General features: G+C 47.2%; 11 protein-coding genes. 4 read left to right on the top strand and 7 right to left on the bottom strand.

What is annotated here, in order from left to right:
* Positions 1 to 13: 13 nt before the first annotated feature.
* Positions 14 to 994, bottom strand: a complete 981-nt coding sequence (locus BMW79_RS24925; protein ID WP_089899422.1) for a metallophosphoesterase family protein — start codon at positions 992 to 994, stop codon at positions 14 to 16.
* Between the two features lie 239 nt (positions 995 to 1,233).
* On the opposite strand from BMW79_RS24925, the gene BMW79_RS24920 reads away from it, so the two are divergent.
* Positions 1,234 to 2,343, top strand: a complete 1,110-nt coding sequence (locus tag BMW79_RS24920; RefSeq protein WP_089899419.1) for a calcium:proton antiporter — start codon at positions 1,234 to 1,236, stop codon at positions 2,341 to 2,343.
* A 68-nt stretch (positions 2,344 to 2,411) separates the two neighbouring features.
* Here BMW79_RS24920 and BMW79_RS24915 read toward each other — a convergent pair whose 3' ends face one another.
* Together BMW79_RS24915 and BMW79_RS24910 are read right to left on the bottom strand one after the other, a co-directional pair.
* Complete coding sequence (locus BMW79_RS24915; RefSeq protein WP_089899416.1) at positions 2,412 to 3,287, bottom strand: dihydrodipicolinate synthase family protein; 876 nt, start codon at positions 3,285 to 3,287, stop codon at positions 2,412 to 2,414.
* A 22-nt stretch (positions 3,288 to 3,309) separates the two neighbouring features.
* Entirely contained in the window at positions 3,310 to 3,762 is a 453-nt protein-coding gene (locus tag BMW79_RS24910; protein ID WP_089899414.1) for a cupin domain-containing protein, read from the bottom strand.
* A gap of 95 nt (positions 3,763 to 3,857) precedes the next feature.
* On the opposite strand from BMW79_RS24910, the gene pdxR reads away from it, so the two are divergent.
* A complete protein-coding gene (pdxR, locus tag BMW79_RS24905; protein WP_218150435.1) occupies positions 3,858 to 5,327 on the top strand; it encodes a MocR-like pyridoxine biosynthesis transcription factor PdxR in 1,470 nt (489 codons plus the stop codon).
* Between the two features lie 33 nt (positions 5,328 to 5,360).
* Complete coding sequence (locus BMW79_RS24900; RefSeq protein ID WP_089899407.1) at positions 5,361 to 5,945, top strand: PhnA domain-containing protein; 585 nt, start codon at positions 5,361 to 5,363, stop codon at positions 5,943 to 5,945.
* 38 nt (positions 5,946 to 5,983) lie between these two features.
* Here the strand turns inward: BMW79_RS24900 and BMW79_RS24895 are convergent, their stop codons facing one another.
* The 4 genes from BMW79_RS24895 to BMW79_RS24880 form a co-directional block, all read right to left on the bottom strand.
* Complete coding sequence (locus BMW79_RS24895) at positions 5,984 to 7,201, bottom strand: glycosyltransferase family 87 protein (RefSeq protein WP_089899405.1); 1,218 nt, start codon at positions 7,199 to 7,201, stop codon at positions 5,984 to 5,986.
* A 193-nt stretch (positions 7,202 to 7,394) separates the two neighbouring features.
* Positions 7,395 to 8,378 (bottom strand): transglutaminase family protein, encoded by a 984-nt coding sequence (locus tag BMW79_RS24890; RefSeq protein ID WP_089899401.1) that lies wholly within the window; start codon positions 8,376 to 8,378, stop codon positions 7,395 to 7,397.
* 9 nt (positions 8,379 to 8,387) lie between these two features.
* Complete coding sequence (locus BMW79_RS24885; RefSeq protein WP_089899398.1) at positions 8,388 to 9,323, bottom strand: alpha-E domain-containing protein; 936 nt, start codon at positions 9,321 to 9,323, stop codon at positions 8,388 to 8,390.
* Positions 9,324 to 9,339: 16 nt separating this feature from the next.
* Positions 9,340 to 10,788, bottom strand: a complete 1,449-nt coding sequence (locus BMW79_RS24880) for a circularly permuted type 2 ATP-grasp protein (protein ID WP_089899395.1) — start codon at positions 10,786 to 10,788, stop codon at positions 9,340 to 9,342.
* Positions 10,789 to 11,130: 342 nt separating this feature from the next.
* Here BMW79_RS24880 and BMW79_RS24875 point away from each other — a divergent pair, with 342 nt between their 5' ends.
* Positions 11,131 to 13,518 carry a glycoside hydrolase family 2 protein gene (locus BMW79_RS24875; protein WP_245752676.1) on the top strand — a complete coding sequence of 796 codons (2,388 nt, stop codon included), beginning with the start codon at positions 11,131 to 11,133 and terminating at the stop codon, positions 13,516 to 13,518.

Here is a 13,518-nt window from a genome sequence, read left to right as displayed (position 1 = left end):
GGCATGCCTTCCTTTACTTTGAATGCGCCTGTAGTTGTATATGACGATCACTGATGCTCGTAGGAAACTGTGCTTTTATCTGGTCAGGCACCGTATCCCGGTAACGCGTGGATCTGCCCTCTATATGCAGCCAGCCTGACGGATCCAGTGTGATAAATGCAAAAAGGGAGTCGGCATAAAAGTGTGCCCCGGATTCCGTATACACATAAGTAGCACTGTTCAGCAGGAAGTAATGCACGTTGTTGCGGATCCCATAGCGGTCATCATGGTCGTGTCCCATAAACACCGCCCTGACCGCATTATTACTGCCCTTTTGCGAAGCAGCAAAATTGGCCGTATCAAAAATCGATAAAATTTCATCTGCATTGCCCAGCTCTGTGTAGAAGTCACTCAGGAAAACAGGTTGGTGCATAAATACAATGACCGGATACTTCGCCGCTGCCAGGTCCTGCTTCAGCCATTCCAGTTGTGCTGCATCGGTGAAACTCCGCTTGGGGGAGGGGAGAGGGCCCCAGTTGCTGTTGTTGTAGTCTACCAGTGTTTTATCATCTTCCTGTAAGAAATTCCTGTCCATGATCACAAAATGATAACCTCCCTGGTCGAAGGAATAATAGCGCTGCTCCATTCCCCATAATTTCATAATGGTGGCCTTGTCACAAACATCCATGTCGTGGTTGCCCAACACATGATACTTCGGTCCGCTGAACCGGTTCCATTCCTTCATAATGCCATCTGAACCTTTCGGGCGGCAGAAATCCCCGCATTGAATAATGAAATCCGGTTTAACTTTTACCACGTCGTCCATAAAAGCTTTTAAACGTGGTTCTTCTGATTTCCCAAACTGGAGATGATGCAGATCGGAAATCACACCGATACGGAGTTTGGCCGCCCCAGCGGCCGATGGTGGCATAGGCACGGACAATGATCTGCCGGCCAGCAACAGCCCTGTGCCGGATAAGCCCAGGTGCTTGAGAAAATTCCTGCGTTTTAACATGTTCACTTGTTTTATAACCGGGGAGACAAACAAAACTGATCACTAATATGCAACAATTTGCTTACATCTTTTCTTTTTTATATTAAACTGCCGGAAAAATAATCATCATTTTTTTTCACGTATAGCCTTGTCCGTTATCTTCCCACTCACGCTCGCTTTCACCGGAAATAGATAGGATGATTAACAAATTTTTATCAAACAGATGCGGACAGTTGCGTAAATTTTTGTAAATTAAGCACATGGCATTCAATCACTTTCTCTACAAGAAATGGAAAATCACCTTACCACTATGGAGCCTTATATGCCCCATTGTAGGTCTGGTACTGTTAGGATTTGCAAGCGAACAGCAAAGCGGTATTTTTTCAGCTATACTGGGCATATCACTGATTACCGTGGTATTATCAGCCGTGCATCATGCGGAGGTGGTGGCCCATAAAGTGGGCGAACCTTATGGAACCCTTATTCTGGCGCTGGCCATCACAGTGATTGAAGTATCCCTCATTGTATCCATCATGCTGAATGAGGCAGATGCAGGTTCCACGCTGGCAAGAGATACCGTGTTTGCAGCTATTATGCTGATTCTCTCGGGCATCATCGGTATGTCTTTATTTATAGGCGGTTATCGTTTTAAGGAACAGGCATTTATCAAACAGGGTGTCAGCGCCGCTTTGGTGGCATTGACCGCTATATCGGTACTTACACTGGTATTACCCAATTATACCACTACGGAAGTAGGGCCTGTATATTCGAACAGTCAGCTGATTTTCGTAGCGCTTATTTCCCTCGTATTGTATGGTGGCTTTGTAGCAGTGCAAACGGTGCGTCACCGCGATTATTTCCTGCCAGAGGATGCACCTCCGGGAGATGAAGATACACACGCACCACCTCCTTCCAGCTTAACAATGATCATCAGCCTGGTGTTTTTGTTGATCGCGCTCGCAGTAGTGGTATTACAGTCAAAGAAATTATCACCGGTCATAGAAACCATTGTGGTGAATATGGGCGCGCCGAAGAGTCTTGTTGGTGTGATCATCGCAGCGGTGATCCTGTTGCCGGAAGGACTGGCAGCGATCAAGGCCGCCTCTAAAAACCGCTTGCAGACAAGTCTCAATCTGGCATTAGGCTCTGCACTGGCCAGTATTGGTCTTACGATACCTGCGGTGGCCGTAGTCGCCTACGCACTGGGCTTCCAGATCACGCTTGGTATTGATGCAAAATCTACCCTGTTGCTGATCCTGTCCCTGTTTACCATCAGTATTTCCTTCAATGCAGGAAGAACTAATATCCTGCAGGGGATTGTGCTGCTGGTAATCCTGGCCACTTATTTATTCATTACGGTAGTACCTTAACAGGTCGTCGATAAATATATTTATTCATCAACAACAGCGCCGTTCGCGAAGAACGGCGCTGTTTCTTTTTAATTCACTGCGTTTAGTAATTGCACCAACCGCTGATAATCTGCAGGATTCAATTCCTGTAGCGGGCTTCGTAAATAGCCGCTTTCAATGCCCTGTATTTTAAGCCCGGCCTGGATTGCAGCAGGTAAGCCTTTTGCCACGATAAACTGCAACAGCTCAAACTGCCGGTAAAAAAGTGCCTGCGCCTGCGCCAGATCATTCTTACGGATGGCAGCATACAGCTGGTTGTTCAATTCGGGAATCAGGTTAAATGCTGCGGTACACCAGCCGCTTGCCCCGGCCGCGAAAGCCGCCAGTGCCAACGGATTCGAGCCATTATAAAAAGTTACTTCTTCTCCCAGTGCCTTCCGCAGGTAATGCATGCGCTGGATATCTCCCGTACTCTCTTTGATCATCGTTACGTTTGGAATCTCCAGTAATCTTTTTAGCAGCGCGGGCGACATATCTATGCCACCAGTAGCCGGGTTATTATACGCCATAATGGGAATAGACAATTGCGAAGCCACCCGGTCGTAGTGCCGGAAAATCTCTTCCTCCGTGAGTTTCCAGTAACTCATTGGAATAATCATCACGGCAGTAGCGCCTGCCTTTTCTGCAAATCGCGCATGATGAATAGTGCGTTCGGTGGTGAGATGGGAAACTCCCACCAATACCGGCACGCGACCATTTACCTGCTGCAGCGCTGCCAGCGTAACCGCTTCTTTTTCATCGTCCTGCAGATAGGGCAATACGCCCGTGCTGCCCAAAGGTGCAATACCCCCGGCGCCGGCCTGCACCAGGCGCTCTGTGAGTGATTGAAATAAAGAAATGTCTACTTTTTCCGATTGGTCAAAAGGTGTAATGGGATAGGCAATAATGCCTTCAAATATTTTCATGTGTGTTGTTTTTTTCGGGAGATTAAAGATCGCGGCCTTCTTCTTCTCTTAAGGCAACGCCCAGGTTCTGCAACTGTGGCGCGTTTTCGCAGGCAATATACCTGGCGGGTTCCTGGTCGCTCTCGTTCTGATGACGATGCCATGCCCAGCTGGGAATGTATACGGCGTCACCCGCCTGCCAGTATACTTTTTCGTCTTCTACTTCTGTGTATCCCTTGCCTTCGAGTACGTACAACACCGTTTCATAGGTATGACGATGACGGTTGGTGAGCTGACCAGGGAGTAAGCCGCCAATAGTCATGCTGACGTTTTTTGTTGGCAGATCCACAAAAAATACCGGATGCTTGCGCTCTGCAGAGAACTGATCATGTTCGCCAGCCTGCTCCACATTCCTGTGGATCAGCTTCGATGGCTTTACAAATACCGGACGGGCGAAGGTCTGGTGAAAATCTTTTGAAGAAAATGCTTTTTCCATCTGTTGTAATTTTTTGATGAGATAATGATGATTCCGATGACACAAAATTTGTCTATTTTTGGATGATCATAATGATCCAGTTTTAACTAAAACAGATGGTCCAGATGCTTAGACCCTGGAAAACAATATTACCCGTAGATCTTCATCACCAGGTGGCTGTTTATCAGCAGATCGCTGATGGCATCATCGCAGAAATAAAGAAAGGAAGGCTGCAACCTGGTGCGGCATTGCCCGGAAGCCGCATCCTGGCGGCCGATTTGGGCGTAAACCGGAAAACAGTGGTGCTGGCCTATGAAGGACTGATCGCCGCCGGATGGCTGGAAGCTGCCGATAAGAAAGGCACCTTCGTCGCCGCTGAATTACCCAGTCTGAAAAAGCAGCCCGCGAAAACCCGCAGCAGCTTTGAGTTCAATGAAACCGCCGTCAGCACATTACATCCCTCCAATACCGGTGGACTCATCGTATTCAACGATGGATTGCCGGATGTACGCCTGGCCCCCCTCGATGAACTGGCCAAAGCCTATAAACGTATTTTTCAGCAGAAAGCCCGCTGGCGCATGTTGGGCTATGGGCCTGCACAGGGAGAAGAACGGTTACGTATAGCCATTGCCGCTATGCTGTCTTCCAAAAGGGGAATGAATACCGGCAAAGACACTGTTTGTATTACCCGTGGCAGCCAGATGGCCCTTTATCTCACCGCACAAACACTGATCCGCCCCGGAGATCATGTAGCCATAGAATCACCGGGCTACTTACCCGCCTGGCAAACATTTGTACAGGCAGGCGCCCACATGATCCACGTTCCTGTAGATGAAAAAGGGTTGATGGTAGATGAACTGGAACATATCTGCCGCAGCCGGAAACTGAAAGCCGTATACGTTACCCCGCACCACCAGTTTCCTACTGCCGTGAGTATGAAAGCAGAACGGCGGTTGAAGCTGATAGAACTTTCCAACCGCTATGGATTCGCCATCATCGAAGATGATTATGATCATGAATTTCATTTTGACGCCAAAAGTCTCCTGCCATTGGCCAGCCATGAACACGCCGCCAATGTGATTTATATCAGTTCCCTGAGTAAGCTCGTGGCGCCCGCTGTGCGGATCGGCTACGTTACCGGCCCTGCTGCCTTTATCTCTTCTCTGGCGCAACTGAGAGGATTGGTCGACCGACAGGGAGATCCCATCATGGAACAGGCCATCGCGGAACTGATGGAAAACGGCGCTATCAGCAGACACGCAAAAAGAGCCTTCCAGGTGTATAAAGAACGGCGTGAAGCGATGAATGATTACCTGCTCTTACACCTGGGCAAACAGGTGACATTCAGCAAACCGGAAGGCGGGCTGGCATATTGGGTGAAAATGAACCGCCCTGTGAATACAGCAGAACTGGCAGCACGACTGGCAAAGAAAGGGGTATCTGTAATGCCTACGGAACGCTTTTCGTTTACTGGTGAGCCGCTCAACGCATTACGGCTTGGTTATGCTTCCCTGAATCTTCAGGAGCTGGAAGAAGGTATCCGTATATTGTCGGCAGAAATGGCCATTTCCCGGTCTAAAAAATAGTACCTTCGTGCACATTTTTTTATAAAGGATATTATGAAGCTGAACGAACTATTACTAACAAGGAGCGAAAATAAATGCGAACTATGCCTCTCGGGAGAGCCCCTGAATGTATACGAAGTACCTCCTCAGACCTACAGTGATCAGGACAATTGTATCTTCATCTGTGAGAAATGTCAGTCGCAGGTAGAGAAAAAAGCTGAGCTGGATAGTACCCACTGGCAATTCCTCACTACTTCCATGTGGAGCGAAATTCCGGGTGTACAGATTGTATCCTGGCGTATGCTGAACCGGCTGAAACAGGAAAGCTGGGCGGCCGACAGTCTCGATATGATTTACCTGAACGACGAAGCGCTTGCATGGGCCAAAGCCACAGGTGATCATGAAAACGATGGTGCGGTAGACCTGCATCGCGATAGCAATGGCGCAGTGCTCCAAAACGGGGATACCGTTATTCTGACTAAGTCGCTTGATGTAAAAGGTTCTACCTTAAATGCAAAAATGGGTACGGTGGTTAAGAATATCCGGCTGGTAGCAGATAATACCGAACAAATAGAAGGAAAGATAGAAGGACAGCTGATTGTGATCCTCACCAAATATGTAAGAAAGCAGAATGCTTAATGAGACGGGGGAAGGCGCCTGCCTTCCCCCGATGTATTTTATGCTGCACGTTGCAGCTTCTCCATTTCCACAGCGCCTCCCGTGGAAGGCAGGAAAAATGGTTCCAGTATTATTTTTAACCACACGATTGAACAGAATACTGCTTTCACCGCATAAGGCTCCACATAGGTTCTGGCTATCCAGTAAGGCGTAATGAGATCGGTAGAAGAGAATGAGGTGAATACCAGGGTGAGTACTGCCAGCGTGGTATTTAACTTCGACGGCTTCTCCTGTGTAAAATACCAGATCGCAACACCGGTCAGTGCAATGATGTAGGTGGGCGATTCTCCTTTATGGTTGAAGATCACCACCCAGATCAGTACAGAGGCCAGCATACTCAGGTTGTATTTTGATTCCTTGTTGTAAAGAATGGGTATAAAAGGCAGCATAAAGATGACCGCTGCCGACAGCATAAATAGTTGTTTGGAAATATCCATATTGAACCAGGTATGCCACCAGCCCATTACCGATACGCCATAGGAGGCGGAGTAGTCGTTGGCCAGCAGATGTGCCCAGCTCTTGTAAAGAAAAGTTAACTGCTCAGGAGAAATCACCAGTAAAGGCATCACTGCAATCACAAGTGTCCAGAAGGCGGTGTACAAAGCTGCTTTCCAGCGTTGCGGGTACAACAGGAACAGCGACATGGCCACCAGGCCAAATATTTTGATGTAAACCGTGATTACCAGCAATAACGCCGCCAGCCAGATTTTTTTGTTTTCCATGGCATGCCAGGCCAGGATAAAGAAGCCGGCTATCAGTACGTTGATCTGGGAACTGGTGAGCGCAATCATCATCTCAATAGCCAGAAACAACAACAGGATCGATTGCTTTTCTTTTTTCACCGGTAATGTTCTGATGGCAATAATAAATACCACCACATTCATGATGTTCCAGCAGATCAATGCGGGTACATCCGGCATCCAGGCAAAAGCGCCCATCCACATGGCGAACGTAGGACTGTATTTATACAGATCATAATACTCGGATTCATACAATACATACAGATCCTGGTTATGGATCAGGTGCGCGAATGAAGCCTTGAAGATCAGGAAGTTGTTATAACGGGTCCATCTTTCCATGTCCTGGGAGGAATACCAGGAATGCAGGGAAATGCCTACCGCCATTAACAGGAATAAAATATACAGGTATTTCGGCGGGATCTTGCTTATGGTGTTGCAGAAAGCGTCCCAGCGGCCTTTTATGGCTAAGCTTTGCATCGTACTCTTTTAAGTTGTGACAGTTGTAGATATAATTCGTAGGTTGTCGATAGCAAAACTATATAATTTTTTCTTTATTGATGAATTATCAAATTGTTTTATGAAATTAATAGTATCTCTTCAAAGCGGGCCTGACCGGCGTTAACAGGCTCCACAGACATCATCCTGTCATTCGCCGGTGAGATTTGTCCGTTTATTGTTGCTGCTGTTGCTGCATCATTATTTCTTCGAGATGTCGCTGATAACTGTTTTTTACAGGCGCTAAAGGCGCCGTGGTAGTGCTTATGGCTGGTGTTGACGGTTGAAACGGTTCTGTGTCAAAATGTTCCTGGTCGTCATAACCTACTGATACTGTTACTTCCAGCGTATGACCGGCGCCTCCGCTATACACACCTTTCACGGGAGAACAATCGCTGAAATTACGACCCACCGCCAACTTTACATGATTCTCTCCGGCAATGCAATTGTTGGTCGGATCGAGGCCCAGCCACCCATATTCCGGCAGGTATACTTCTGCCCAGGCATGGGTGGCGCCTTCACCGCGCATCCCGTTTTTATTGGGGCAGATATAGCCGCTTACATAGCGTGCGGGAATCTGTGTCAGGCGTAGCATGGCCGTGAGCAGATGCGCGAAGTCCTGGCACACGCCTGCCTGCAGGGAAAGGATTTCATCGAGGGTGGTATCTACCGTAGTTACTCCTTTGATATATTCAAAATGCGTGTATACATATTCACAGAAACGTACTGCCGTCTGGAAAGGTGTAGCAGTAGCGTCTTTCAGGTCAAGGCAGATCTGCCGTAATGAAACCACGCTTTCAAATATTTCCTGTTTGAGATAGTCGATATAGGCCACCTCGTACCTGATATTTTCCAGTTGTTGCCATTGTGTGGCATACGGAAGCAGGTCGGTTGGAAGTGGCCGTGGCAAGGTTTCTACACAGATAGCCGAAATGATTTTTAATTCATGATGGGGCTCTGTCTGTGTAAAACTTCCTACCTCATTTCCATAATAATCCTGGAATATTTCTACGTCCGGATGCCGTGAAATACTCAGGTCGTGCCGGATTACTTTCTGATAATCATCTTTCACCGGGTACAGGATAATTTGATTGGCGCTGTCCCGCACCGGTGCTTCATAGATGTAATGTGTGATGTGTTTTATTTTGAAAACAGGCATATGCAATGGTTAAGCGTTCGCGAAATAATATTCATTCAGGAGGTTGCCGATGCCGTATAACTCGCTCCTGATTTTTACAAGATAAGGATGCAGTCCCTCGGCCTTCATGCTGTTCACCGAACTGTAGGTGATGGTGCTGTTCAGGCGTCCGATATTGAACGACAGCTTATTGTAATGTTCAATATTCTTATCGCTCTTCAATCGCTCGAAATAGCGGTGGATATTGTTCACCGAGTACTTGGCCGATCTTGGAAAATCATTGTTGAGCATCACCAGTTCCAGCACATTTTCGGCTTCAAAGCCTTTTCGGTACGATTTCAGGTATAATTCATATCCGCCGAGTGATAACAACAGGTGCTGCCAGTAAGAGGTATCGGTGAGCAGATCCGGGTTGTTGGAGATGGAGATAAATTTGATGTCAAGGATATCGATCGACTGTATACTTCTTTCGAGATATTTACCAATACTCATAAAGCTCCGGATTTCCCCTCTTTCCATGATACTGCCTGCGGTGCCGTAATACAGCATTACCTGTTTGATCAGTATATCGAGGGCTGTTACGGGATCATCCTTTTGTACATACCAGAGTAGTTTAGGATCTTTTACGGTATGATAATATTCGTTGAGACACTGCCATAGATCTTTCGCGATATGTTCCTGTACACTGCGGGCATTTTCACGGGCCAGCGTAATCATGTTGATGATGGAGTTAGGATTATCGCGGTTAAAAAGCAGGTACTCGATAACGGAGCGACTATCATTTTTGATAGCAGACATCTCTGCTTCATTACCACCGGAGGAAATGCGGATCACCGGTGTCCAGGTGAATTCCTGGATGGTGTCCTGCGAAGAGGCGTAGTTGATTTTCAGCATTCTTAAAATGCCATCGCTTCTTTCTACATATCGGCTTAGCCAATATAAACTGGAGGCTACTCTGCTTAACATAGGCAATTGTTTTAGTTTATGATGCCAGTACCCAGGTGTCTTTGCTGCCACCACCCTGTGAACTGTTGACAACCAGTGACCCTTCTTTAAGGGCTACCCGTGTTAATCCGCCGGGAACAATAGAAATGCCGTCGGGCCCTACAAGTGCATAGGGGCGTAGGTCTACGCGCCGGGGCTGCAACATGCCATCGAGATAACAGGGGGCGGTGGAAAGGCTGATGGTGGGTTGCGCAATGAAGTTGCGGGGATCTTTCAGTATTTCTTTTTTATAGTTTTCGATTTCCTGTTCAGTGGCTGCATGTCCCATCAGCATGCCATAGCCGCCGCTTTCATTGGTTTTTTTGATGACCATCTTGTGCATGTTTTCAAACACGTATGCTTTTTCATCCGGGTTACCAAGACTGTAGGTAGGCACATTTTTCAGCAGAGGGGTTTCGTTGAGATAGTATTTGATCATGTCCGGTACGTAGCTGTAAACGGCTTTGTCGTCTGCAACGCCGTTGCCGGTGGCATTGATGATGGCTACATTTCCTTTGCGGTAGGCGCTCATCAGGCCGGCCACGCCGAGTACGCTTTTGGGGTTGAATACGAGGGGATCAATAAAATCATCATCTACCCGCCGGTAAATCACGTCTACCTGTTGCAAACCGGTAGTCGTTTTCATATATACCTTCTGATCCTTTACAATTAGGTCGCGGCCTTCTACCAGTTCTACACCCATCAAACGGGCCAGGGTAGTATGTTCGTAATAGGCGGAGTTGTACATACCCGGACTCAGCAACACAATCGTAGGATTGGATACGGCCCGGGGCGAGAGCGACAGCAGATTTTTATAAAGGATCGCCGGATATTCCGTTACGCTGCGCACTTTGCACTGTGGCAGCAGATCGGGGAAAAGTCGTTTGGTAATTTCGCGGTTCTCCAGCATGTAGCTTACCCCGGAAGGGGTGCGGAGATTGTCTTCCAGCACATAGAAAGTGCCGTCAAAATCCCGGATGAGGTCTATACCGGCAATGTGGATATAAATGTCGTAGGGAACGTTCAGCTGGTGCATTTCGCGCAGGAAATGGGGGCAGGAGTAGATAAGGGAGGCCGGGATTACTTTGTCGCGGATAATGAACTGGTTATGATATACATCTTTCAGAAAAAGATTCAGGGCTTTCAGCCGCTGTTTGATCCCTTTTTCAATAAAAGCCCACTCGGCGCAGGTGATGATACGGGGGATAATGTCAAACGGGAAAATCTTCTCAATACCTTCTCCGCTGTCGTATACCGTGAAGGTGATACCCTGGCTCATAAACAACCTTTTCGCCAGCTCTTCTTTTTTATTGAGGTCATTGGCCGACTCGTTTTCCAGGTAACGGATAATCTGGTGGTATTGTTCCCGGAGGTGATTATCCGCAATGTACATTTCATCCCAGGTATGAGATACCTGATCGTAGCGATTAAGGTTGATAGTATTCATTTTTGTAATGTTTTAATTATGTCATGGGATGAGGTTGTTTTTGTATAATTTAAGAATAAAATATGAATTATTATAGAGGTGTTCCTTTTATTTTTATCTATACGGTTAAAATATATTTAAATATTATTTTATTTCATATAAATGAAATCATAAAATAAACAGATTAACAAACACAGAAAGGGAACCCGGTTTATTCCCGGGGAATTATGTATATTTTGGTACTTTTTGTTCAACACCCGTGTACCTGTTTGAAGCCACCTAGATGAATCAAGTTAACAACCGGTCAATCTTATTCCACTAAGAACTCAATTAACCAGGAAGAATAATAACTCCATTATGCGTATGCAAACAAGAAAACAGTTATTACTGGCTACGGCCTTGCTGATGGCAGGCAGTACCAGCCTTCAGGCACAAACAGCCTGGAAAATGAAACCAGTAGCCATCCAGTCGAGATGGGCCAAAGAAGTAAATCCACAGAATGCACTTACTGCTTATCCACGCCCGCAACTGGAGCGGAAAGACTGGCAAAACCTGAATGGTCTCTGGGAATACGCCATTACCACTGCTGATGGCGCAGCGCCTTATAATTTTGATGGACAGATCCTGGTCCCTTATCCGCTGGAATCTGCACTGTCGGGCGTCAAGAAAACTTTACTGCCCGATCAGCGGCTCTGGTATCGCCGGAGACTTGAACTCAACCCCGCTGCAGGAGAGAGAACCTTGCTGCACTTCGGAGCGGTTGACTGGCAAAGCAAAGTATATCTCAACGGAAAAGAAGTGGGTGGTCACACCGGTGGCTATACGTCGTTTACCGTTGACGTAACAGATGTTGCAAAAAAAGGCGAAAATATTCTTGTGCTGAAGATCTATGATCCTTCCGACAGGGGCGTAGGCCCTTCCGGCAAACAGGTGCTCAATCCCGCCAATATCTATTATACACCCAGTTCTGGTATCTGGCAAACTGTATGGTTGGAAAAAGTGCCCAAAGATTACATCTCCGGACTGAACATGACACCCGATATCGATAAGGGCCAGCTGGTACTTACCGTTAATGCCCCAGCAGGTTATAATGTGGAAGCAGTGGCTTTGAAAGATGGCAATGCAGTGGGCAAGATAAAAGGTAAAAGTGGCGCGTCGCTGTCACTGAAACTGGATAATCCTTCTTTGTGGTCGCCCGGTAATCCTTTCCTGTACGACCTTTCCGTAAAACTGCTGAAAGGCAATACGGTGGTAGATGAAGTGAAAAGTTATTTTGGTATGCGTAAAGTCTCCATCGCCAAAGATGATAAAGGTGTGGATCGCATCTTCCTGAACAACAAACCATATTTCAATCTCGGTACGCTGGATCAGGGCTTCTGGCCCGACGGACTGTATACCGCACCCACAGATGAAGCCCTGGCTTTCGATATCAAAGCCATTAAAGCCATGGGTTTTAACACCATCCGTAAACATATCAAGGTAGAACCAGACCGCTGGTACTATTGGGCCGATAAACTGGGTATGCTGGTATGGCAGGACATGGTAAGCCCGAATCATGGTTTGCCGGAAGGTGCTAAAGCCGCATTTGAGCAGCAATGCAAAGAAACGCTGGCACAGCTGCACAATTATCCCTGCATCACCACCTGGGTGCTGTTCAACGAAAAATGGGGTCAGTTTGATCAGCAACGCCTTACCGAATGGATCAAGCGCAGCGACCCATCCCGCCTGATCAACGGGCATTCCGGCGAATACCTGTACGTGAATGAAAAGTTGCGTAGCCCAAGTCCGAACGCTTATGTAAGCGCAGACCTCACGGATGTACACAGCTATCCCAATCCCATGAACGCGATAAAGATGCCGGGCAAAGCCCGCGTACTCGGGGAGTTTGGCGGCATCGGCGTATTTATCCCGGATCACCAGTGGAATATGAATACTGCCTGGGGGTACATCCAGGAAAAGCCCGGCGCCCTGAAATCCAAATATGCTATCATGAACCAGCATCTGCAATTGCTGGAAAAACAAGGATTATCTGCCAGCATTTATACGCAACCCTTTGATGTGGAAGGTGAACAGAATGGTTTGCTGACCTACGACAGAGAAGTTGTGAAAATACCGTTTGCAGAAATAAGGAAGATCCATGCGCCGCTAAATAAAGATATGGGTACACTGCCAGCCGTTGCCGCCGCGGACGCAGATGTGACAGAACCTTCCGCTATTTACAGCGCCATGTTGCAGGAATATATCGATGGAAAAAAAGAACCGGAGTTTTTACGGAAACTCGCGATGATGGCCGTACAGGCTGGTGATAAAGATGGCGCTGCCATGGCCGGCGATGATTATTTCGCACTCATGAAACCGCCGTATTCAGAAGATGATCTGCGTTATGTAATGCAGGTGACCGGCAGCACCAGCGATACCGGTTTTGCCATCATCCGCGATAATATGGACGCCATCGATAAGGCGATGGGCGCCAGGCAATCTACCGTCAAAATGATGAACCTTATTTACCAGGACCTGATTGCACCATCTGTACCGGAAACAAACGCAAACCCCGACTGGTCTGCTATCTATACCGCCGTGAAACCGTATGGCGCACCCGGAGAGGAAATATACCTGCGGGCAAGAACGATTTATCTGTTGAATAAACAGGATAAAGAAGGTTTTAAGCCTGTAGCCCGGGAGTACCTCGACAAATACGGGCAGTTTGTAAAACTTGATGAGAAAAAGAAGATTGAAGCATTTATGAATTAA

The sequence above is a fragment of the Chitinophaga arvensicola genome, assembly GCF_900110835.1.
GTDB lineage: Bacteria > Bacteroidota > Bacteroidia > Chitinophagales > Chitinophagaceae > Chitinophaga > Chitinophaga arvensicola.
Note: the sequence above shows the minus strand (reverse complement) of the source record. Positions and strands in the feature narration are given on the sequence as shown.

What these genes read in the sequence shown, in the direction of transcription:
- BMW79_RS24925 (WP_089899422.1), bottom strand. Translation starts at nt 994, where the DNA reads ATGTTAAAACGCAGGAATTTTCTCAAGCACCTGGGCTTATCCGGCACA.
- BMW79_RS24920 (WP_089899419.1), top strand. Translation starts at nt 1,234, where the DNA reads ATGGCATTCAATCACTTTCTCTACAAGAAATGGAAAATCACCTTACCA.
- BMW79_RS24915 (WP_089899416.1), bottom strand. Translation starts at nt 3,287, where the DNA reads ATGAAAATATTTGAAGGCATTATTGCCTATCCCATTACACCTTTTGAC.
- BMW79_RS24910 (WP_089899414.1), bottom strand. Translation starts at nt 3,762, where the DNA reads ATGGAAAAAGCATTTTCTTCAAAAGATTTTCACCAGACCTTCGCCCGT.
- pdxR (WP_218150435.1), top strand. Translation starts at nt 3,858, where the DNA reads ATGGTCCAGATGCTTAGACCCTGGAAAACAATATTACCCGTAGATCTT.
- BMW79_RS24900 (WP_089899407.1), top strand. Translation starts at nt 5,361, where the DNA reads ATGAAGCTGAACGAACTATTACTAACAAGGAGCGAAAATAAATGCGAA.
- BMW79_RS24895 (WP_089899405.1), bottom strand. Translation starts at nt 7,201, where the DNA reads ATGCAAAGCTTAGCCATAAAAGGCCGCTGGGACGCTTTCTGCAACACC.
- BMW79_RS24890 (WP_089899401.1), bottom strand. Translation starts at nt 8,378, where the DNA reads ATGCCTGTTTTCAAAATAAAACACATCACACATTACATCTATGAAGCA.
- BMW79_RS24885 (WP_089899398.1), bottom strand. Translation starts at nt 9,323, where the DNA reads ATGTTAAGCAGAGTAGCCTCCAGTTTATATTGGCTAAGCCGATATGTA.
- BMW79_RS24880 (WP_089899395.1), bottom strand. Translation starts at nt 10,788, where the DNA reads ATGAATACTATCAACCTTAATCGCTACGATCAGGTATCTCATACCTGG.
- BMW79_RS24875 (WP_245752676.1), top strand. Translation starts at nt 11,131, where the DNA reads ATGCAAACAAGAAAACAGTTATTACTGGCTACGGCCTTGCTGATGGCA.